The sequence below is a fragment of the Mesorhizobium sp. LNHC209A00 genome (assembly GCF_000502915.1).
Taxonomy (GTDB): domain Bacteria; phylum Pseudomonadota; class Alphaproteobacteria; order Rhizobiales; family Rhizobiaceae; genus Mesorhizobium.
On record NZ_AYWT01000003.1, the window covers coordinates 548150 to 568880 of the forward strand.

Annotated in this window: 16 protein-coding genes and 2 pseudogenes; 7 read left to right on the plus strand and 11 right to left on the minus strand. The window is 63.5% G+C overall.

Going from position 1 to position 20731, the window contains the following annotated elements; genetic code table 11:
- Positions 1-11 precede the first annotated feature (11 nt).
- The 8 genes and pseudogenes from X739_RS155725 to X739_RS155700 form a co-directional block, all read right to left on the minus strand.
- Positions 12-428, minus strand: a complete 417-nt coding sequence (locus X739_RS155725; protein ID WP_023770254.1) for a glyoxalase/bleomycin resistance/extradiol dioxygenase family protein — start codon at positions 426-428, stop codon at positions 12-14.
- A 152-nt stretch (positions 429-580) separates the two neighbouring features.
- Positions 581-763, minus strand: a complete 183-nt coding sequence (locus tag X739_RS155720) for a hypothetical protein (protein ID WP_023770253.1) — start codon at positions 761-763, stop codon at positions 581-583.
- A 138-nt stretch (positions 764-901) separates the two neighbouring features.
- A pseudogene (locus X739_RS1000000169215) lies at positions 902-1051 on the minus strand (addiction module antidote protein, HigA family); the annotation flags it as partial.
- A 48-nt stretch (positions 1052-1099) separates the two neighbouring features.
- On the minus strand, positions 1100-2626 hold the full coding sequence (locus X739_RS155715; protein ID WP_023794127.1) for an ABC-F family ATP-binding cassette domain-containing protein: 1527 nt from the start codon (positions 2624-2626) through the stop codon (positions 1100-1102).
- A 300-nt stretch (positions 2627-2926) separates the two neighbouring features.
- Entirely contained in the window at positions 2927-3832 is a 906-nt protein-coding gene (locus X739_RS155710) for a DMT family transporter (protein WP_023770250.1), read from the minus strand.
- A gap of 128 nt (positions 3833-3960) precedes the next feature.
- Positions 3961-7063: pseudogene (uvrB, locus tag X739_RS01000000165955) on the minus strand (excinuclease ABC subunit UvrB).
- Positions 7064-7180: 117 nt separating this feature from the next.
- A complete protein-coding gene (locus X739_RS155705; RefSeq protein WP_032921957.1) occupies positions 7181-8782 on the minus strand; it encodes a DUF2778 domain-containing protein in 1602 nt (533 codons plus the stop codon).
- A 537-nt stretch (positions 8783-9319) separates the two neighbouring features.
- On the minus strand, positions 9320-10576 hold the full coding sequence (locus X739_RS155700) for a hypothetical protein (protein ID WP_023781452.1): 1257 nt from the start codon (positions 10574-10576) through the stop codon (positions 9320-9322).
- 144 nt (positions 10577-10720) lie between these two features.
- On the opposite strand from X739_RS155700, the gene X739_RS155695 reads away from it, so the two are divergent.
- From X739_RS155695 to X739_RS1000000170350, 6 genes are all read left to right on the plus strand, one after another.
- A complete protein-coding gene (locus X739_RS155695; protein ID WP_198026136.1) occupies positions 10721-11794 on the plus strand; it encodes a CapA family protein in 1074 nt (357 codons plus the stop codon).
- A gap of 95 nt (positions 11795-11889) precedes the next feature.
- Entirely contained in the window at positions 11890-12858 is a 969-nt protein-coding gene (locus X739_RS155690) for a DUF3137 domain-containing protein (RefSeq protein ID WP_023794130.1), read from the plus strand.
- 697 nt (positions 12859-13555) lie between these two features.
- Complete coding sequence (locus X739_RS155685) at positions 13556-13798, plus strand: DUF1344 domain-containing protein (RefSeq protein WP_015316128.1); 243 nt, start codon at positions 13556-13558, stop codon at positions 13796-13798.
- Between the two features lie 180 nt (positions 13799-13978).
- Positions 13979-15682, plus strand: a complete 1704-nt coding sequence (locus tag X739_RS0134045) for an FAD-binding oxidoreductase (protein ID WP_245273810.1) — start codon at positions 13979-13981, stop codon at positions 15680-15682.
- Positions 15679-15873, plus strand: coding sequence for a hypothetical protein (locus X739_RS1000000170345; RefSeq protein ID WP_245273811.1), 195 nt, complete (start codon positions 15679-15681; stop codon positions 15871-15873). Before X739_RS0134045 ends, X739_RS1000000170345 begins: the two co-directional genes overlap by 4 nt.
- Positions 15873-16199 carry a hypothetical protein gene (locus X739_RS1000000170350; protein WP_245273812.1) on the plus strand — a complete coding sequence of 109 codons (327 nt, stop codon included), beginning with the start codon at positions 15873-15875 and terminating at the stop codon, positions 16197-16199. The genes X739_RS1000000170345 and X739_RS1000000170350 overlap by 1 nt, the downstream gene beginning before the upstream one ends.
- A 423-nt stretch (positions 16200-16622) precedes the next feature.
- Here the strand turns inward: X739_RS1000000170350 and X739_RS155680 are convergent, their stop codons facing one another.
- The 3 genes from X739_RS155680 to X739_RS155670 form a co-directional block, all read right to left on the minus strand.
- Positions 16623-17144, minus strand: coding sequence for a hypothetical protein (locus tag X739_RS155680; RefSeq protein WP_023794133.1), 522 nt, complete (start codon positions 17142-17144; stop codon positions 16623-16625).
- Between the two features lie 144 nt (positions 17145-17288).
- Positions 17289-18419, minus strand: a complete 1131-nt coding sequence (locus X739_RS155675; RefSeq protein ID WP_023794135.1) for a hypothetical protein — start codon at positions 18417-18419, stop codon at positions 17289-17291.
- 6 nt (positions 18420-18425) lie between these two features.
- On the minus strand, positions 18426-18860 hold the full coding sequence (locus X739_RS155670) for a hypothetical protein (protein ID WP_023781458.1): 435 nt from the start codon (positions 18858-18860) through the stop codon (positions 18426-18428).
- A gap of 904 nt (positions 18861-19764) precedes the next feature.
- Here X739_RS155670 and X739_RS155665 point away from each other — a divergent pair.
- On the plus strand, positions 19765-20703 hold the full coding sequence (locus X739_RS155665; protein ID WP_023770237.1) for a diacylglycerol kinase family protein: 939 nt from the start codon (positions 19765-19767) through the stop codon (positions 20701-20703).
- The last annotated feature ends 28 nt before the right edge of the window (positions 20704-20731 follow it).

Below are 20731 nucleotides of genomic sequence, written 5' to 3' on the forward strand. Positions count from 1 at the left end.
CTCGCTAAAGCCTATTCCGTCGGTGCGTTCATTGCCCAGGCGACGCCGAAGGGGTCCTTCACCTGGCCCCAGCGGTCGCCCCAGAACATCACCTGCAGCGGCGTGACGGCCTCGCAGCCGGCGTCGACGGCGCGCTTCCACCAAGCGTCGATATCATCCTTGCCGAGATGGAGCTGCAGCGTATAGCCCTGCGCCGCCTGGTGCGGATGGCCGTGTTCCGGATAGGCGTCGCCCAGCATCAGTGTCGAGCCGTTGATATAGAGATGGATATGCATGGTGCGGCCTTTTTCATCCGCCGGGTAGGCAAAGACTTCCTCGGCCCCGAAAGCCTTCTTGTAGAACTCGGCCGCCTTGATGGCACCGTCGACCTCAAGATAGGGGGTCAATCCGCCAAGCACTTTTGGCCGGGGTGGGGTCTGGTCGGTCATTGCATGTTCCTCTTCACGTTTGTTTGGTCTTGCGGACCATAGGACGGATGAGATGACGGCAATCCTACAGGACGTTGAAAATTTTTCGGCTGGCCCGGTTCATCGGGCGACAGGCCAGCTTTTGAGGGCTTCGCACTGGCGGCGGGCCATGGTCATATGACCTTGGCCGAGGACGTTGCGGCGCGGCGGCTGTCGCGGGCGTCGAAGATTTCCGGAAAGCCGATATCCTTGCGCAGTTCGGCCGGCAGCGACAGCAGGATGCGTTCGCTGCGGTGACGGGCGCGCGCGGCGGCATACCGGGTTGCGATGCGACCGATGGATGACAGGACGGACATGGTGACTTCTCCCTTGGGTTGGCGCCGGCATCATCGTGTCGGCATCCCAAGGACGAGGCAGCAACGGGCGATCCGACAGATTGCCCGGAGAATTTTTTGTCGGCGTTTAGATCTCGTTCAGGCGCAGCCGAGGAGAACCTATGCGACCTTGAGCGTGGGAATGGCCGAAACATCGACCTCACGCTCGGCGTGCCAGGCATCGAAAGCCGCCTGCATCCGAAGCCAGATCGCGGCGCAGTCGCCGAACAGCTTCCCAAGTCGAGCGGCCACTGCCGGGGACACCGGCTTTAAGAGCCTGTAAGCAAATAAGTTACAGGCATGCCGATCGCCCGCCGCTCAGCCGGTTCCCTCAGCCACCTCGCGGAAGAAGCTTTCCGGATCCTCGACTTCGGTCAGCTTCCCCTTCTCGATCAGCCAGAAGCGGTTGCCGATGCCGCGGATGAAGGAGCGGTCGTGCGAGGCGAGCAGACAGCTAGCCTGCTGCTTCAGCAACTCCTCCTCCAGCGCTTCCTGGCCATCTATGTCGAGATGGTTGGTGGGCTCGTCGAGCAGATAGAAATTGGGATTCGCGAGCCTGAGCGCCAGCATCATCAGCCGTGCCTTCTGGCCGCCCGACAGCACACCGATCTTTTTCTCCTGCATCTCGATGACCACGCCGGCGCCGGCGAGCAGCGAGCGGGCGCGCTGTTCGCCGACATCGTAACGGCGCGAGACCATCGCCAGCGGCGTGTCATCGCCGCTGATGCCCGACAGTGCCTGGTCGCTGAAGCCGAGCACCGTCGACGGCGTCACCTTCACATTGCGCACCGTGTCCGGTTCGAGGATGGCGTTGCGGATCAAGGTGACGAAGCGCGACTTGCCGACGCCGTTGCGGCCGAGCAGCACGATACGGTCGCCCTGGCAGATGTGGCGCTTGCCGGTCCTGAACAGCAGCGTGCCGTCGGGCGTTTCGACCGCCGCGTCGTCGAGCGTGATCAGCACCTTGGCGTGGGTGCCGCGATTGGCGAGTTTGATCGCGCCCGCCGATTTCTCGCGGTGCGCCGGATAGGCGGCCTCTTCCAATTTTTCCGCGCGCTGGTTGAGTTGCTTGGTCTTGACCGTCAGCAGGTCGCTGCCGGAATTGATGCCGATATTGTTGAGCTTGGCCGCCTGCCGGCGCAATTGCTGAGCCACCTTCATGTCGCGCTGGAACTTCCGTTCGGTCGACGCGTCAACCTCGTCCAGCGCCTCCCTGGCGCGGGAATAGGGAAGGGAAAACGCCGGCGACTGTTCCGGGCGCAGGAACAGCGTCCGGTTGGTGGTGGCGTCGAGGAAGGCGCGGTCATGGCTGGCGATGATGACAGGCATCTCTCGCGGCAGCGCGTTGAGCCAGGTTTCCAACTGGCTGATCCTGGCGAGGTCGAGATGGTTGGTCGGCTCGTCGAGCAAAAGCACGTCGGGATCGGTGACCCATACGCGGGCGATCAGCGCCAGCCGCTGCCAGCCGCCGCTCAGTGCCTGCATTTTTCGCCCGCGCATCGGCTCGGGCACGTCAAGGGAATCGAGAGCCACATCGACGCGCCACATCTCGCTGTCGGCCTGTTCGGGCGGTAACGCCTCGGCCACAACCTCGTGGAAAGTGCGGCCAAGCAGGGCAGAGGCTACGGATTGCTGGACATGGCCGACACGCAGACCGCGCGTGCGGGTGATGTCGCCGGTTGTCGGCTCCAGTTCGCCGGTCAGGCATTTGAGCAAGGTCGACTTGCCGCGGCCGTTGGCGGCGACGATGCCGAGCCGGTCGCCGTTGGCGATGGTGAGGTCGAGATTGGAAAAGAGCGGCGCACTCATGGTGACGCCGAGGGATTTGAGGCTGATCAGGGCCATTTTGATTTCGCTTTTTTGGTTGGCGCATGATCCTTTCCGAAACATCCGGCTTTCGGGGTCATGCGCTCTTGCCGGAAACAACTCCGGGTGCACTTTGACGGTGCGCGTGCCGGCCATCAGGCCAGGCGTTGCATACCACGAAGGGCAGACCAAAAAATCGAAGCGGGAAAAAACCCGGACCGTCCCTGGTCAGCCCTGCAAGCTGGCTCGCAGGGCAGAAATCGGGCCACGCTGACGATGGTGACGAAAAAACGTAAACACGTGAGCCCTCCTTTCGAGACGTTCGAGTGTGACGACTGGCTACACCAAAGGCGAGGCTGATGGCAAGGCCGCCGCTTTCAGGCTGCGCGGGAAGGGGTCCAGCACCAGTATGCAGCCGCCGATGATTGCCACCGCGCCGAAGCCCTGGATCAAGGTCAGCGACTCGCCGAGCACAATCGTTCCGGCCAGCACCGCGATCGTGGTCACAGCGAATTCGACGCTGATGGTCCTGGTCGCTCCGATGCTGGCCACCAGCCGGAAATACACGACATAGGTCAATGCGCTCATCACGCAGGCCAGTATGGCCAGGTAGAGGAAGTCGACAGAGCGCGGCATGGCCGGCACCGGCACGGCGAGCAGCAGCGGCAGCGTCATCAGGCCGCCGAACAGGAACGCGGCGCTGGTGAGTTCCAGCGAGCGGGCCGAGCGCAAATGGCGATTGGCGTAGTTGCTGCCGAATGCCGCCGAGAAGGAACTGAACAGCGAGGCGGCACAGCCGATCGCAAAGGATGCGGTGACCGGAACGGCGGGGAAACCGACCAGGACGATGATGCCGGCAGCGCCGAGCAGCAGTCCGGCAAGGCCGCGAACTGCGATGCGCTCAAGCCCCCAGAGCTGGCCGATGATCATCGAGAACAGCGGGATGGCGGCAACCAGGATGGCCGCCATCGCCGTGCCGATGCGGGGCGTGGCATAGGACAGGCCGATCAGCTGCGCCGCCACCGTCGTCGCGCCGACCATGGCGAAGTGCCACCAGCCGGCGCTGAAATCCAGCCGTCGCCGCGTCACGGCGGCAAGCAGAAAGAGCGTGATGCCGGCGATCAGCGCGCGCAAGGTGACCGCGCCGACCCAGCCAAAGGCATGCACCACCTTGAGCAGCACCAGGAACGACAGTCCCCAGGTGACAGCCAGGAAGACGTAGGCGGCGATGTCTCTGGGTTTCATGGGAGCTGGCTGATGGTTTCGGAGCGGAAGAGCAGAATTGCAAGGCCCGTATAGGTTCGTCCCACGACTGGCAAGGTGGCAAGAAGAGCTGATCTATAATGGAGGGACAGAGGGGGCGCGAAGGATTGCTACCGTCCCGGTCTGCCCGTCTTCCCCGGCCGGCGCTTTTCTCGGCGGGCGTCTCCTTGGTCCTCGTAGGAGCCGATACCGGAGCGCTGACGGACGATAGGCTTGTTGGCATCGCCGCGATCCTTCGCGCCCCCCTCTGTCCTGCCGGCCCCCACTTGGGGAGAGGTTGGCTGTGGCTTCGCCGGCACTTTTCCCTCTACCGGTTTTTCGGTCCGCCGCACCGTCATCTCGTCGAGCGAATTCTTCTTGAACAACGGCTTGGTGGCGTCGCCGGGAATGCCGAAATCGGAGCCGTGCGCTTCTTCCGCCGACTGCTTCTTGAACAGCGACCGCGACACCGCGCCTGACGGCGTCGGCATGTCGGTACCAGGGCCCATATCGTCCAGTGACGGCTTGGCGAACAGCGGCTTCTTCACCGGCACGGCGCGGTCGGCGCCCATCTCGTCGAGATCGGGCTTGCGGAACAGGTTGGGCCTGGCGGCCTTGGCCGCCTCTTCGGCCGCGCGTGCCTGGTCGAGCCTGCGGAACCGTTCCTGTTCCTCCAATGTCCGATGCTTGGCCACGCCCTTGTTGTGCTTGCCCTTTTCGCGGCCTGACGCGGGACTTTGGCCTTCCACTTCGCGCGCCAGCGGATCGTCGGAGATCGACAATTCCATCTCGTGCAGCCGCTTGATCTCGTCGCGGATGCGGGCCGCCTTCTCGAAGTCGAGATTGGCGGCGGCGTCGCGCATCTGCTTGTCCAGCGCGTCGAGATGGGCCTTGAAATTGTTGCCCATCATGGCGCCGGCGCTGTCGGTGAACCGCGAGATGTCGGCGCGGACATGGTCCTTCTCGTAGACCGAGTCGAGAATATCGGAGATGCGCGACTTGACCGATTCCGGCGTGATGCCGTTGGCGGCGTTCCACTCCATCTGCTTCTCGCGGCGCCGGTTGGTCTCGGCCATCGCCCGCTCCATGGAACCGGTGACCTGGTCCGCGTAGAGGATGACCTTGCCGTCGACATTGCGGGCGGCACGGCCGATGGTCTGGATCAGCGACGTTTCCGAACGCAGGAAACCTTCCTTGTCGGCGTCGAGAATGGCGACGAAGCCGCATTCGGGAATGTCGAGGCCTTCGCGCAAAAGGTTGATGCCGACCAGCACGTCGAAGGCGCCGAGGCGCAGGTCGCGCAGGATCTCGATGCGCTCCAGCGTGTCGATGTCGGAGTGCATGTAACGCACGCGCACGCCCTGCTCGTGCAGGTATTCGGTCAGATCCTCGGCCATGCGCTTGGTCAGCACCGTCACCAGCGTGCGATATCCCGCCTTGGTGGTGTCGCGGATCTCACCGACGACGTCGTCGACCTGGCTCTTGGCCGGGCGCACCTCGACCGGCGGATCGATCAGGCCGGTCGGGCGGATGACCTGTTCGGCGAAGACGCCGCCGGCCTGTTCCATCTCCCAGCCGCCCGGCGTCGCCGAAACGGCAACCGAGAGCGGCCGCATGGCGTCCCATTCCTCGAAGCGCAGCGGCCGGTTGTCCATGCAGGAGGGCAGGCGGAAGCCATATTCGGCCAGCGTCGCCTTGCGCCGGAAGTCGCCGCGATACATGCCGCCGATCTGCGGCACGGTGACGTGGCTCTCGTCGATGAAGACCAGCGCGTTGTCGGGAATGTACTCGAACAGCGTCGGCGGCGGATCGCCGGGTTGGCGACCGGTGAGGTAGCGCGAATAGTTCTCGATGCCGGCGCAGGAGCCGGTGGCTTCCAGCATTTCGAGGTCGAAGCGGCAACGCTGCTCCAGCCGTTGCGCCTCGAGCAGGCGGCCGGCGCGCTCGAGTTCCACCAGCCGGTGCTTGAGCTCTTCCTTGATTGACTTGATCGCCTGGTTGAGCGTCGGGCGTGGCGTCACATAGTGCGAGTTGGCGTAGATCTTGACGCTCTTCAGCTCGCCGGTCTTCTGGCCGGTCAACGGGTCGAACTCGGTGATCGCCTCGATCTCGTCGCCGAACATCGAGATGCGCCAGGCGCGGTCCTCAAGGTGGGCCGGGAAGATCTCGATCGTGTCGCCGCGCACGCGGAACGAGCCGCGCACGAAATTGATGTCCTGGCGCTTGTACTGCTGGGCAACGAGGTCGGCGAGCAAAGCGCGCTGGTCGAGCCGGTCGCCGATCTGCATCTGGAAGGTCATCGCCGTGTAGGTCTCGACCGAACCGNCGCGTCGCCGAATGGCGCATGCGGTCGATCTGCTCGTTGATCGAGGATTCCTTCTCGATAAAGGTGTCGGTGCGCGGAACATAGGCTTCCGGCTGGTAATAGTCGTAATAGGAGACAAAATACTCCACCGCGTTGTCGGGGAAGAATTTCTTGAACTCGGAATAGAGCTGCGCGGCCAGCGTCTTGTTGGGCGCCAGGATCAGAGCGGGGCGCTGCGTCTCCTCGATCACCTTGGCCATGGTGAAGGTTTTTCCGGAGCCGGTGACGCCGAGCAGCACCTGGGTGCGGTCGTTGTTGTCGACGCCTTCGACCAGATCCTTGATGGCGGTCGGCTGGTCGCCTGCGGGCTCGAAGTCCGACACCATCTTGATGGCGATGCCGCCTTCGGATTTTTCCGGCCGGGCAGGGCGGTGCGGCGTCCACAGCACGCCGTCCTTGTGCAACGGATTGCCGGATTCGATCAGCGCCGAGAGAGCGGCCACCGTGGCGGTGACGCCACTGGACGACATCGTCTCGGCTTCTTCCAGCGAGATGTCGAGCCCGGCGACCGGATTGAGGCCGGCGGCAGTGCGTTCGCGGGCCGACGCGGCCCCGCCCATCGAGGTGCCGCGCGCGGTGCGGCCCGGCGCGGCGGAGCGCTCGGGAATCTTCTTCGGCGACTTGGCGCCGCCGCCTTTGCCCGCGGCGCGTCCTTCCCGTTCAGCCTCCTGCTCGATCTGCTCGGCCCAATCGGAGATCGAGCCGGTCAGCGGCGTGCCCGACAATTCGGCCTGCGGCATCTCGGCGAAGCCGCCCTTTTGCAGCGGTTCCGAGGCGTCGAGGAAATCGGTCAGCGGGCTGCGCCGCTTCGGCGCGGCGCGGTCCTCATCCGCCGTCGGCGGCGTTCTTTTATCTGGGGATTTGGCCATGTCCCGAATATGGGATTTCTCGGCCAAAATGGAAAGAGCGCGATGAGGACGGGCCGACGGCCGCGTCAGGCTCCTGACAGAAGGCTGTCAGGAGGTGGCGGAGGGTTTCGCCTTATCTCAAGCGCCGCTTCCGTTCGACGCGACCCGGGTCGCCGATCCGTTCAGGCGATCCACCACGACGAGGCGGTTGACCTTGCCCTTCTTGAAGGCGGCGAGGAAGCGGGCATAGTCCCTGAAGACCACGCAGCCATTGGATTCGGCGCGACCGCCGCGCAGCATGTAGGTGTGCGCGAGCAGGCCGTTGCGGTTGTACTTGTTGCCGCCGCTCGTCGGGGTCAGGCGGATGGCCTCGACGCCGTGGAAGCGAGATTCGCGCAGCGACAGATTGTAGGTGTTGGGCGGCGTCGGGCCACGATCCTTGACATGGACATAGCGCGGCTGGTCGACCATTGCGCCGAGGCCGGAATGCGCCTCGAGCCGTTGGCCGTCGGGCATGTAGACGGTCTTGGCGCTGATGTCGTAGACGGCGACGCCATGGCCGGCGCCGCTTCCGGCGCTCGGGCCGTTGAACAGGTTCCTGAACGCCTGGCCGAGGCCGCCCGAAGGCGTATCCGGCTTGGCATAGGCCAGCACGTCGCCACCATCATGGGTCCGGCCTTGCCGGGCCGGCTGCTGCCTGGCTTGCAGGACGGGCTTCGGCTGGAGCGCCGGCTTCTGCTCCAAGGCCCTGGGCTGTGTGGCCGGCTTGTCCTCTTCCACGGCCCGGGGCTGCCGAGGCGCGTCATATTGCGGGCGGCGGGTCGGCAGCGGCACGTCGTCGGTGAGCGCATCCGGCAGCGAAGCGGCGTCGCCCGGCTGTTCCTGCTGGGTCTCGACCGGCGCAACCGCGACATCGGGCGAGGATTCGGTCATCGGCAGCGGCGAGGCGAAGGCTTCGTCCTCGACCGGCATCGACTCGACCAGGGCAAGCGCCAGCTGCGCGTTATCGGGCGTTTCCGACTGAGCAAAGCCCATCGGCGCCGGCGCGGTCTGCACGACGGAACCCGTTTCGGCGCGGGCGAAGCGTTCCGCCGCCGGAGCCGGCATGTCGTTGGACAGGCTGGCCATGACCTGGACGGACGGCACGAGGGATGCCTCGGTGACCCGTGGAGCGGCGCTGGAAATCACGGGATGTGTGCTGGCCGCGGTCGCCGGTTTGCCCGCGCCGGCGAAGGCAGCGGCAAGCTTTGTCGGCGACAGCGACGCTTCCATCAGTTCGAAGCGCTGCTGCGATTTCGACTTCGCCGGGGTTGGCTTGGCCTGCGCCACCAGGCGCCCGGATTTCTCCGCCTTGGAGGTTATCGAGGCAAGCTTGAAGCAACTGGCACCGCACTGTACGGCATGGTCGTGCAGCGCCTGTGAGCCGCCATGGGCATTGGCCGTCATGAAGGGCGCGGAAGAGCTGAGGAAATGCTGCTTCAGCGGATCGGCGAGAGCGAGCGTGCCCGGCATGGACAGCGTCTGCGGCAGGCCGGCAGACGTTACCGAAAGCGAGGCGCCGACAGAACTAAGGCCGGCCATGGTGCCGATCAGCCATAGGCCGACGGCGGCGCTGACGCCCGGCACCGCGATCCAGCGGACAACCCGTTCAGGGGTGAAGGATGAGGCACGTGGCGCTTCGAAGGCGGTCTCGCCGCTGCAACGCCTGTCCCCGACAATTTTACGACTCAACAACGCCATGCAACCAATCTTGCTCCAATCGGCTCCCACGTCTGCGGCCGTGATAGCCGCGACGACCATTCTGTGAGTGATCCCAGGTGGTCCCCGACGCGTTTGCCGCGCCTGTCGTTAGTTGCCGATTGCTTCAAAATATGGACAAAGTTGGTTAACCAATCCCTCTCAAAACCAATCGAGAGACGTGGACTTTGTGCCGAAAAAGGCTCGTCCACGACCATGCACGCGGTATTGCAGCCCTTCCAAGGCTTTTTTGCTGCATGTTTTTATCTGCCGAGTCAAGCAGAACAGTCTTTGCCAACCACGCAAAAAGACGGTTCGGCGCTTCCGGGACAGTGAGGCACGCCAAATGCCTGTCGGCCGAGCCGCCCGGGTGCCAACAGATATTGTTGCCGTCCTGCCACAATTCTTCGGCCAAAAAGGGTCGGCTCTCGGGGCTCATAGCAGGGGTTGTGGTGGGCTCCTACGGCTCCAACGCCGATGTCCACGGTTCCCTACTTTCGGATACGTCGGAGTTCGGCCGACGCGTAGCGTCCGCACCGCTCAGTTGAACCACAGCGCGAACGTCAAAAACCCGCCGCCGCCGAACTGGCGCTGGATCTGGTCGAAATCCTCGCTGGTCAGGATCTTGCCGGTTTCGAGGTAAGGCGCGATTCCGGGGCCGGTGATCGAGAGTACGAGGTCGAAGGGTTTCGGCTCGTCGAAGAAGCGCTTCATGTTGATGCCTTTGCCGGTGATGCGGAAGTGCGGCAGCAGCGCGCGGCCTTCGAGCAAGTCCTCGGCCATCGCCAGGGTGGCGAGCCAGGCCCGGACCTGTTCCTCGCCGACCTGGAGGCCGGTGAGCGGGTTCTCGCCCTTTTGCTGTGGGCCGGGCAGCCATTCGCGGTCATTGTCGGTCTCGGCCCGGATCGCCTTCCAGTCCTCGCGCGACAGCCGGATCATTTCGAGCAGCTCCTGGCGCGCCGCCTTGCGGCGTTCCGGCTCGACAACCGGCCAGTTGATCATGTGCACCATCGAGATGAAATCGGCGATGCGCCATTCCGAGGAGAAGATGCTCGAGCCCATCTCGCTTGGCGGCGGCACGAGGATGTCCTGCAACGCCAGCTTGGCGCGCGGAAACAGCATGTGGAACGAGCCATCGAACGTGCCCTTGAAATCATGCGCCAGCCAGAAATCGGCCTGCGCCATCAGGAATTCCGCATAGCCTTGCAGCCAATAGCCGTCGGCGCGGTCGAAGCGGAACGTGAGCGCGGGGGCACCACCGTCGGGCGCCATGCCCCCGCGCGACAGCGCCACCATGATCGCCGCCATGCTTTCATCGGGCGCGATCGTGCCGTCTTCGTTGAGATCGATGCCGACATGGGTGAGGTCGATGATCATGCCGATAGCGGCATCGGCCGGCACCGAACCAAGGGTGGTGGCGGACTTTGCGAGCCGGTCACGGAAGGCGACCAGTATGGCGCGGAACTCTTCATAGGTCAGCGGCTCGGGATTGGGGTTCGCCGGTACCGGCAACTGCATCAGCGGCAGCATGAAGGATTGCGGGCTCTCGAACCCATGGCGATGCAGGCCGCTGGCCAGCAGTTCCAGCGCGGTGAAGAACTCGCCGGCGCCTGCGGCATAGGCTGACGCTGGATCATTCGGCGCGGCCGCTTCCAAGGTAGACAGCGCGCCGTCGCGCGCGGCCACGGTCCTTGCCTCGAACAAAGCCGTTGCCGCTTCGGGCATGGCCGCCGATGCGGAGGACAGCGGCACGACCAGAATGAAAGCCGATGCCAGCAGGCTTGCTATTCGTGTCATCTTTTCCCTCCCATCTGTCGCCGGCGACCATACACAGATTTACGACGCCGCGCCTGTCGATGCCGGCACGCCGTCCACATCGTTGCATGATTGTCGCCGGGCACGCTTCAACCGGTCCGGCGGACGGTCTACAGAAGGCCAATGATGAGGCGTGTCGTGTCGAACTATCCGCTCTCCTACAAACTGTCCTGGCTACCGCGGTTCTTGAAACCGTCGCTCGAGGGCGACGTCAACGGGTTCGCGCCGGCATCGGGGACGCTGATGGAGCCGCCACCGAGACAGACGATGCGGCTGGCCTTCATCGGCGACATCTCGGCGGTAGCCAACCGGAGCGCGCCGGACTGCGATCCGGCGATCAAGGCGCTGCTGGGCACGGCCGACCTGGTGATCGGCAATTGCGAAAGCCCTGTCGTCGACAGGCCGAGCGCCGTGCTGGGGACAAAGCTCGGTACGCATCATGCGATGAGCGAACGCTTTCTGGCCGAGGCACTCGCGGCGGTCGGCATCGGGCGCGAAAAATTGGTCCTGTCGCTAGCCAACAATCATGTGTTCGACCAGGGAGTCGCCGGTTTCGACGCGACGGTCGCGGCGTTGAAGCGGCTCGGCATCGGCACCATCGGCCTCGCCGCCAAGGGACCGGTCGAACGCTTCGCTGCCGGGCCGCTCGCTCTCGGCTTCGCCGCTTTCACGCTCTGGCGCAACGCCGACGAGCGCCTGTTTGCCGGCCGCGTCTCGATGGAAGGCGATCCGGCGCGCTGGCCGCGCGAGACGAGTGCTGGGCTCGATCTCCTCTGTGCCGTGCCGCACTGGGATTGGGAGTTCCGGCATTTTCCGCGTGCTGCAACACGGGCGCTGGCTCGGCGGCTGGCCGGGCAGGGCGTCGGTGTGATCGCCGGCCATCACGCCCATGTCGTGCAGCCGGTGGAGCGGATCGGCGGGGCGGTGGTTGCCTATGGGCTCGGCGATTTCCTCGGCACCGCCTTTGCCCGCCAGCCATGGCCGGGGCGGATCGGCGGGATTTTCATCGTTGACGTCAGCGCCGATCCGCAAACGCGCGGGACTGTTGCGTCTTACTGGTTCTATCCGTTTGTCCGCCTGCGTGCGGGAGACCACGAGCGTCTGGTGCCGGTAGAAGCATTGGACGTGCCCATGCGGCAAAAAATCGAGGGCCGGCTGGGAGCGGTTTTCCCTTCTTCCCTTGTGGACGTGTGGCCCTGACTGGCGACAGGCCCGACGGGCGGAAACGAGCATGCGTTGGCGACTTTCCCGCAAAAACGGATATCATGCCGCAATACTGGCGGCGGGGGATGGCGATGGAAACAGCGGATTTCATGCCGGACGCGGCTGCTATCGCAGCCATCAAGAAAGACATCGAGATCCACGAAGCGAAAAGGGCCTCGGTGGCACGCGCGGCCAAGTGGCGCGTACCCTTGTTCGTTGGCCTGGTGGTCGTCTTCGTGGCGCTCATTGCCTGGCTGTTCAACAAGGTCGCCGATCCCAACGAGCAATGGTTCTCGACGCCGCACGTGTTTCTTTACGTTATCGGCTTCGCGGTGGCGATCGTGCTCTATTTCCGGGCGATCAGGCCGGCGGCGAGGCTGCAGCAATCGTTTCGCCAGACGCTGATGCCGATCATCTTTGGCTTCATTGGGGATATGCGCTACCAGCATGACGTGACGCCGCATTCCTTCGACCGACTGCCGCGCGAGACCGTCGGCGGTTTCACCATGAGCCGCTTCGACGATATCATCTCCGGACGCTATGACGGATTTGCGTTTGAACTGTACGAAGCCGACCTATGGGACGGGGGCGCCACCAAGAACAAGGCCACCACGTTCAAGGGCGTCGTCGTAGCCTTCGAAACCATCGAGCCGTTTCCAGGAATATTGGTCGCCGCGCGACGTGCAAGTGGCGTGATCGGCTTTTTCCGCGGCATGTTCGGGGCCAAGATGCAGGAACTGCCGTCCGGCGTGCCGGAGCTCGACGACGCCTACGAGTTTCGCACCAACAATGTCGAGGCGGCCCGGCCGCTGGTGACCGGCCGCCTGGCGCAAGCGCTGAAATGGCTCGGCGAAGCCTGGCCGGACGAACCCGCGCGTGTCGCGCTCAACGGCAGCGACGGTTTTCTGCTCCTGCCGCAACCGAAGAACTTCTTCGAACTGCCTGATATTTCGGTGCCGCTCGACTATGCCAGCCATGTCGCACCGATGATTTCGGACCTGGGTGCGATGCTGGCGACCGCGGCACTCGTGCGCAAGATCGGCGCGAAGGACGAAGCTTAGCTGGCGGCGTCGTCAGCAGTCGAAGCCGTACACGTCGCGCATATAGTCGACCTACATCACGCAGACGGCGGAGGCAGGGGCTTCGGACAAGGCCAGGAACTCGTCGAGGCTGGCAAGGGCCTTTGCATCGCCTCCGTCATCTCGGGATCGCTGGAGCAAAGATCAGCGTCTTGTCATCGCCCGGTTCGGCGCTTGCGCGCCAGCCAGGCTGGGTTGTCGCCAGCATCGGGGACAGCGTGGTCCGGACGGCCATTTTCGTGGAAGTCCCCTTTTATGACAACGCGCGACACCAATTCGCGTTCGCTTGGAGTTTGCAACCTGAGCGCCAGATTCGTGTTTGCCGGGTAGGAGGATCGCGCCGGCTCGCGACATAAAACGTGTATCGATGAAAAAATCGAAGTCCTGTTTCGTGATGCGGCCGGGAAGGGATTGCGGCGGCCACGTGATCGCCGATGGCGCCGGCCGCAATTCGGCAAACGACTCTTTTTGCGCGGGGAAGAGCCTTCCATAAGGGCGCGTAAGCTGTCGACATCGGCGGCTAGGAGGCTATTGTGTCGGAATTAAGCCGATGATTTCCTTGCGAAAATACATCCAACGTGATTTGCGGACAGTGCTCTTTCCGCTCCAGTCTCCGGCCGTTCGGTGCTGCCCTCTCCCAAGCGGTACCGGAAAACCGAAACAGCACGGAGTGCTATCCATGAAGAAGACCCTCGCAACCACCGCCGCTCTGCTCGCCTTCCTAGGCACGGCCTATGCCGCGACCGTTCAGGGCACAATCCAGGCGGTCGATCCGACAACCAAGTCGGTCACCCTCGACGACGGCAAGATCTACCAGCTCTCGCCCGATGCGTCGGTCGGGAAACTGAAGGTCGGCGCCAAGGTGGCGGTGACCGTCGACGACAAGACCGGCATGGTGACGTCGATCAAGAAGGCCTCGTAGAGACTGCCGATCGGACTCTGAGACCCTGCTCCAATCTGGCCGGTTCCTTGGGGAACCGGCCATTTTCATTAGCTTGGACACTTACCGCAAGGCGACGACGGTGGCGGAACGCCGTTGCGGCAGCGACGCTATGGTTTTCGCCAAAAGGCCGCGCTATTCCTTGGCTGCCGGGGAATCTGCATGGCCGAGGAACAAAAGGGATTTCGCCTGTCGCGGCGGCTGCTGCTGGGCGCGGCCGTCTTCGGCGGCGCCGTGCTGTGGGGCGGCGCCACCGTGGCGAGGCTTGCGCGCGGCCCGTCAGGGCCGAAGAACACCGGACGTATCGCCGATGTAGACGGCATCGCGCTGCCGCTGAAGCCGATCGCGAGCCCGCCCGCCTTCGATCCGTCGCTGCCCTGGCTGGCCAAAGGCGGTGACATCAATGATGCCAGCGGCCTGTCGAGGACGCCGGTCTATGGCGTCGTCGAGGTCAGCGAGGACGAGCATATCGCCAAGGCGCTCGCCTTCGCGCGCGCCAACGGGCTGAAAGTGTCGCTGGCGGCCATCCGCCATTCAATGGGCGGGCATGCTTTCGACGACAATGCGCTGGTTCTGGATCTGAGAAAGTTCAACAAGGTTACGGTGGACGCTGCGGCCAAAACCATGACCTTGCAGCCGGGCGCGTGCTGGCACGACATCCAGACCATGCTGCATCCGCGCTTCGCGGTGAAGGCGATGCAGTCCACCGACATTTTTTCGGTCGGCGGTTCGCTGTCGGTGAACGCGCATGGCATGGACCATCAGGCGGGCTCGGTGGCCGGCTCCATCCGGTCGATGCGGGTGATGCTGGCAGACGGGTCGGTGACCATCTGCTCGCCAACCGAAAACATCGAGCTGTTCCGACATGTCGTCGGCGGCTACGGTCTGTTCGGCGTGGTGCTGGAGGCGACGCTCGATATCGTCGACAATGCCGTCTACCGCACCTCGCGCGAGATCATCAAATCCGACGATTTCCCGAAATTCTTCGCCGAGGTGCTGGAGCCGAACAAGGACATCGGCCTGTTCTACGGGCATCTGTCGACGGCGCCGGGTAATTTCCTCGAGGACATGATCGTCTACCGTTACGATAAGGTGGCTGAGCAGCCGCCGGCCGACCAGCCGGCGCTCGGCGAACCCGATGGCGTTGGCCTGAAGCGGGTGATCATGAACATGGCCAAATGGGGCAGCGCGTTCCAGGAACTGAAATGGTTCACCGAAAAGACGCTGGAGCCGAAATTCGAAAGCTGCACGGTGCCGCGTAGCTCGGCGCTTGCCCAGGGTGAGGCCTGTCTCGTCACCCGCAACAACCCGATGCACGATTCGGTGCCATATCTGTTCAACGACCTCATGGGCGAGACCGACATACTGCACGAATATTTTATTCCTCGCGCGAGCTATAATCCATTCGTCGCGGAAGCGCGCGAAATCCTGCGCAACCAGGACCTGCCGGTGCTCAACGCCTCGGTGCGGATCGTCCACAAGGAGGACGTGGCGCTGACCTATGCGCCGGAGCCGGCCTATTCGCTGGTGCTCTATATCAACCAGCCGGCCGACGCCGATGGCAATGCCAAGATGCGGGCGCTGACGCGCGCGCTGATCGACGTGACGATCAACCATGGCGGGCGGTTCTTCCTGCCCTACCAACTGCACTATACGGCCAAGGAATTGCTGGCGTCCTATCCCGAACTTCCGGCCTTCCTAACGGCAAAGCGGCACTACGACCCGGCGGAATTGTTTTCCTCGACCTTCTACCGGGCCATCAAGGCGCTGAGCGGGGTTGACGCTAGGAGACGTATCAGCGGCGGCACTCACCCTCATCGCGCTGTGCGCTGGACCGGCGGGCGCCGAGGGACCTCAAGGCTTTGACCATCGACGGGGCGGTCAATATCGATCCCGGCGAGAGCGCCGACGTGACGCTGCCCGGCGGCAAGAAGAGCAAGGTGACGCTCGAACGCAACGATTTCGCCACCTTTTCGGGCGGCAGTTTCTCCTTCAACCATCCAAGCACCATGTCGGCGACCAAGACCGATCTTGGCGAAACATCACGCAATATCTGATGGCTTCGGCGCTGGGCACGATCGTCGTGGTGCAGGAATACGGCAAGATCAACCCGGTGGCGCTCAACCAGTTGATGCTGCAGGAGATGACCAGGGAATCGGTGCAGGCCGGCGCCGAACTGACGCAGCAGCCGACGACACGCAAGCTTCCCGACGGCAAGGAACTGACCGGCATCCGCGCCGAGGTGAAGACGCACACCGATACCGCGTATTTCGAGATCGTCGGCTACGGCCTCGCGGATCAGGGGCTGTTGTTCATCACGCGCGTCGGCAGCGAGGACCAGGGCACCGAACAGCCGTTGATCGACAAGTTCTGGAGAGCCTGAAGGTAAAAGATGTAGCGGCGGGGTAGTGTCTCAGGTTTGATTTCGGCTGTGGGTTGAAGACGCCCCGCTCCATTGACATATTCTCAAGAACGAATTGCTCAGCATTGGTGAGCTATGAAGCGAATGGCCAAACCGGACCCACAGATAGATGAGTAGCTCCCAAATGGAGAAATATGTCTGGGCCTCGATCTTATATTATGTCGTGGTTGCAGTTGGATTTGTGATTTCTATCGCAATCAGCATGTTTGGATTTTTTTGGGGCCTCTTTGCGCTGTTCGGATATTTGGCGCTGATCATGTCTCTCAACGCATGGCGACTGAGACGGCATCCGCGAAGCATGTATCAAGTCGAATTGACCAAACGGAGAGTGGGCTGCTTATCACCGCTGGATAGAACCGGCCAGCGGCCGAGACGCTAGCGCGATTACAGCCCGGTCGGCATCAGGCCGGCCAGCCAGTTCACGGAGCGTTTTGCCGCGTCGGCGGTTGCCGAAGCGGCGCGGCCGAGATCGGTCTTGACCACGGCGTAGCCGTTCTTCGTGCGATAGAGCACGCCGGTTCCGCCATCGACCACCTGTTCATAGGCGACGGGCCGGGCAGCGGCCGCGTCCAAGGCCGTCGTCGGCGATCCGACAGGGACGCTCGGCCGATGGCTGAGCTCCGGCGGCAGCGGGCTTTCCGTCCTGACGGTCCGGCTGGCGGGCTTCAGTTCCGGGCCCGACGCGATCGCGGCCAGTTGCGAGGAGGTCGACGAGCCTTTGGCGCGGCAGATGCCGGACACCAGCGGATAGTTGAAATTGCGCTTGTGCAGGATCTGGCTTTTCATCGCGGCTTCGCACTCGGCAATGGTCGACCATTTGGCCGGCGTCTCGCCGATATATTCGCACAGCTTGGCGTCGCAGTCGCAGCCGACGATGGTCATGGCGACAAGGGCGGTCTTGATCACGGGTCTCGTCCCTTCGAGATACCCCCCGGCAGCCCATTCAGGATACTGCCTCATTCCATCGCGCGCGAACAAGGCTGGATTTGGCCGCGATTATGGAATGAGCGTGGCAAGTCTCCGATCTCGGCCGAGCGTGGCCGAAAGGTCTCAATAATCGTAGACGTGTTCGAGCCTGGCGCCGGCCTTGATCAGCGACGGCAGCACCAGATGCAGCTTGCGCACGGCCACGACCATACCGGTGCGGCGTGTCGAGGGATCCGCGGGAAGCGGATAGCTGAACAGGATGCGCATGCCTTCGGGAATGGCGATGGAATCGGTCGACAGCACCGTGACCATGATCTCGTCATTGCCGCCGATCTCGACAAAGGAGACACCCTTGTCGATCAGCCGCGGGATCATGTCGGTGAACACCTGGTAGCGCTTGGTGACGAAGACGGTGCCGTCCACGCCATAATCGCGTTCCAGCAAGGTGTCGGGCTCGTTGCGGGTGGCTTCGCCGACCGGCCCCTTGGCCCAGACATGGACGTTGAGGACGGCCGGGTCGGCGGTCGCCGCAAGCGCCTTGGTGATCAGGTCGGCATAGCCTTGCTTGATGGTGTCGGCGAGACCGAAGGCCAGCTTGCGTTCGCTGGTGCGGATGGAACTGTCACCAGGCGCCGGCTGCACCGCGAACAGCCCGGCGCGCTTCTCGGCATAGGGGAACTGGTACCACGGCACCTGGTCGAGGAAAGAGGCATACTCCGCGGCCACCTTGGCCTGGTAGATGTCGGCCGCCGTACGCTTGGCCGACGTCGCCTCGGTGATGCGACCGACCGTGTTCTCATAGGTCCATTGCAGGGTATGCTCGATCGAATGGCTGGTGCCGATGATGACCAGCATCTGGTGGTTGGCGTAGTTGAACTTGTAGGGAGAGCTGGCGCGGATCACCGTGGCATAGTCTTGCCAGAAGCGGCCGACATAGGACCAATAGGGAAAGCCGCTCGGCTGGTCCTTGGCGACGAAACCGGCATATTCGCGCGCGGCGTAGACGATCGCCCATTCCGGGTAGGTGAGAAAGGTCGACTCCTCCGGCCGCTGGTAGCCGGGGATTTCGGCGCGCACTTTGTCGGCCAGTGCCTTGGGCGGCGCGCCGTCGGCAATGCCGGGCAGCGGCGTCCTGTCGAGCGCCGGCGTCGTCAGAAAGCCATAGGCGAGGCCGGCGATCGGGATCAGGATGACGATCACGACCAGCCAGAGGATCGCCTTGATGATGCGCTTTATCAAGCGGAACAGGACCATGACCCGTCAGGCCGTGGCGAAGTGGTCGTAGATGCGCTTCGACAGCCAGAAGCCGATATAGACGGCGATGCCGCCAATGACGATGTGCGGCAGGTTGGCGAAGAAGCGGGCAGGGAATTCGATGTCGTTGAGGGAGCGGAAGCCGTTGATGAAGATACCGGCATCGAGGCAGCCGGAGCCGGTGATCAGCCCGAGCACGCCGTCGAACAGGTAGACCGAGCCGAACAGCTTGAAATAGAACACCGACTGGCGATGCGAGATGAAGGCGGCGGCCAGCGCCCAGACGCCGGAGAAGGCGTGCAGCAGGTCGTCGTACCATTGCAATGAGAACAGGCCGAACAGATTGCCATTGGCGTCGTTGAAGGCCGGAATGTAACCGATGGCCACGACGCCGAAGAACAGGAACGCGTAGGCGACGGCAAGCTTCTGGATCAGCGTCATAAAGTATCCCCCTTCAATCAGGCTGTTTGGAAACTCTGCTCCGGCAGCCATCTGATGGCGTTTTCCGCACTTCCGCGTTCTACTGCGTCGCAGTAGACCTTAGCTCACGGACCCATATGTCCGCTGCGCTCCGGTTCTCGAAACCACCACCATATGACTCGCCACAGCGAATTCGAAACAGTCTTAGAGCACGTCACCGAACGGACTCTGAAAGGCGATACTAACCGATTTTAGCGCACGGTGAAGCGGCGCCCGCAACTTCGCCGGGAAAGAACGTTGAGGGAATTAAAAGACAGTCGGCGCCGGGATTTCTCCCAGCGCCTCCCTGTCAGATCAGGACACGGTCGCGGCAGCAACTTCCGTAAAGTCGTCGCGCCATGCCGGCCTTGATTTTGACGGTCCTGCCAGAAGCCACCCGAGAGCAGCATCCGTTCCAGACCACGCCGGTCTTGGCCCTGGCGGGCTTTGCCCTGCGTGCCATCGAAGGTTTTTGCCGTCCTTCATGGCAGCATCGGTCCGCCGTCGGCGTTGGCACGCTTTCCGCGGCCCCGTAGGTCTCGGCTTCCGTCCCTTGAACAAGCAAGCCTGCTCTCGTTTCGGGCCGTACGGGCCTCAGGAAATCCGCCTTTCACTTCGCCTTTCGGCTTGATGATCGGTAGCCGCCTGAGATGGGTTGAACTTACGCCGGGTAAGGGGTTTGGGGAATGGCCGGACCCCTGTGGATAGCGGGATTATCGGGGACCAATGCCAGAAGCCAGGGAAGTTCAAGCGCGAACGCCTTGGACAGCCTGCCCCGCGCTTTTTGGCATTCATGGCCGAACGCGCCCTTGCTCCGCCGCCCGGTACGAGTTTGAATGCCGGCAAAGGATCGGGCATCCATGTCCGGCGCCGGGGAGGGCGAAACTTGAAGGTCGGGGTGGTGCTCAATCCGATTGCTGGTGGCGGCCGGCTGAAACGGCATTGGCCTGACGTCGCCGCCGCGCTGAAAAAGCACTTCGGCGATTTCGAACTGCGCGAGACGCAGGCCGAAGGCGACGCCGAGCGGCTGGCGCTCGATCTCGCGGCAAACGGCTTCGACCTGGTGATCGCGGCCGGCGGCGACGGCACGGCGAGCGAGGTGGCCGACGGCTTGCTCCAGGCCCGAGAGGAGGGCGGCAGGACAACCGAGCTCGGCCTCCTGCCTTGCGGCACCGGCATCGATTTCGCGCGCGGCCTCGGCCTGCCGAAAGAGATCGGCGCGACGCTGAAACGGATTGCCGAGGCGAAGGCCAGGGCGGTGGATGCCGGCCGCATCTGCTATATCGACGACCATGGCGCGCTGGCCAGCCGCCACTTCATCAACATCGCCAGCCTTGGCTTGTCGGGCGCCACCGACCGCGCCGTCAATGCCGACAAGCGCAAGGGCAGGATGTCGGCCAAGGCGCTGTTCCTGTGGCGCACCGTGGTCGAGTTCATCCGCTACCGCTTCCAGGACGTGCGGATCACCGTCGATGACGGCACGCCGGTCGAGGCGCGCATGGCGCTGGTGGCGGTGGCCAACGGCAAATTCTTCGGCGGCGGCATGATGATCGCGCCCGATGCGGAACTGACCGATGGACAGTTCGACATCGTCATCCTGCGCGCGGCGGGCAAGCTGAAGCTGATCTGGGACATCCGCCTTCTCTATGGCGGGCGGCACCGCAATCATCCAGCGATTACCATCCTGCGCGGCAGGAAAGTGGTAGTCGAACCGCTCGGCGACGTCGAGAAGAATGGCGCGCTGGTCGACATAGACGGCGAGTCGCCCGGACGCATACCCGCGACCTTCGAGATCCTGCCTGGTGCGTTGATGGTGAGATATTGAATCAAGGCGTTGAGGGTCTGGTTCAAGT

What these genes read in the sequence shown, in the direction of transcription:
- X739_RS155685 (WP_015316128.1), top strand. Translation starts at nt 13,556, where the DNA reads ATGAAGAAGACCCTCGCAACCACCGCCGCTCTGCTCGCCTTCCTAGGC.
- X739_RS0134045 (WP_245273810.1), top strand. Translation starts at nt 13,979, where the DNA reads ATGGCCGAGGAACAAAAGGGATTTCGCCTGTCGCGGCGGCTGCTGCTG.
- X739_RS155675 (WP_023794135.1), bottom strand. Translation starts at nt 18,419, where the DNA reads ATGGTCCTGTTCCGCTTGATAAAGCGCATCATCAAGGCGATCCTCTGG.
- X739_RS155715 (WP_023794127.1), bottom strand. Translation starts at nt 2,626, where the DNA reads ATGGCCCTGATCAGCCTCAAATCCCTCGGCGTCACCATGAGTGCGCCG.
- X739_RS155690 (WP_023794130.1), top strand. Translation starts at nt 11,890, where the DNA reads ATGGAAACAGCGGATTTCATGCCGGACGCGGCTGCTATCGCAGCCATC.
- X739_RS155700 (WP_023781452.1), bottom strand. Translation starts at nt 10,576, where the DNA reads ATGACACGAATAGCAAGCCTGCTGGCATCGGCTTTCATTCTGGTCGTG.
- X739_RS155710 (WP_023770250.1), bottom strand. Translation starts at nt 3,832, where the DNA reads ATGAAACCCAGAGACATCGCCGCCTACGTCTTCCTGGCTGTCACCTGG.
- X739_RS155720 (WP_023770253.1), bottom strand. Translation starts at nt 763, where the DNA reads ATGTCCGTCCTGTCATCCATCGGTCGCATCGCAACCCGGTATGCCGCC.
- X739_RS1000000170350 (WP_245273812.1), top strand. Translation starts at nt 15,873, where the DNA reads ATGGCTTCGGCGCTGGGCACGATCGTCGTGGTGCAGGAATACGGCAAG.
- X739_RS155670 (WP_023781458.1), bottom strand. Translation starts at nt 18,860, where the DNA reads ATGACGCTGATCCAGAAGCTTGCCGTCGCCTACGCGTTCCTGTTCTTC.
- X739_RS155695 (WP_198026136.1), top strand. Translation starts at nt 10,721, where the DNA reads ATGAGGCGTGTCGTGTCGAACTATCCGCTCTCCTACAAACTGTCCTGG.
- X739_RS155705 (WP_032921957.1), bottom strand. Translation starts at nt 8,782, where the DNA reads ATGGCGTTGTTGAGTCGTAAAATTGTCGGGGACAGGCGTTGCAGCGGC.
- X739_RS155725 (WP_023770254.1), bottom strand. Translation starts at nt 428, where the DNA reads ATGACCGACCAGACCCCACCCCGGCCAAAAGTGCTTGGCGGATTGACC.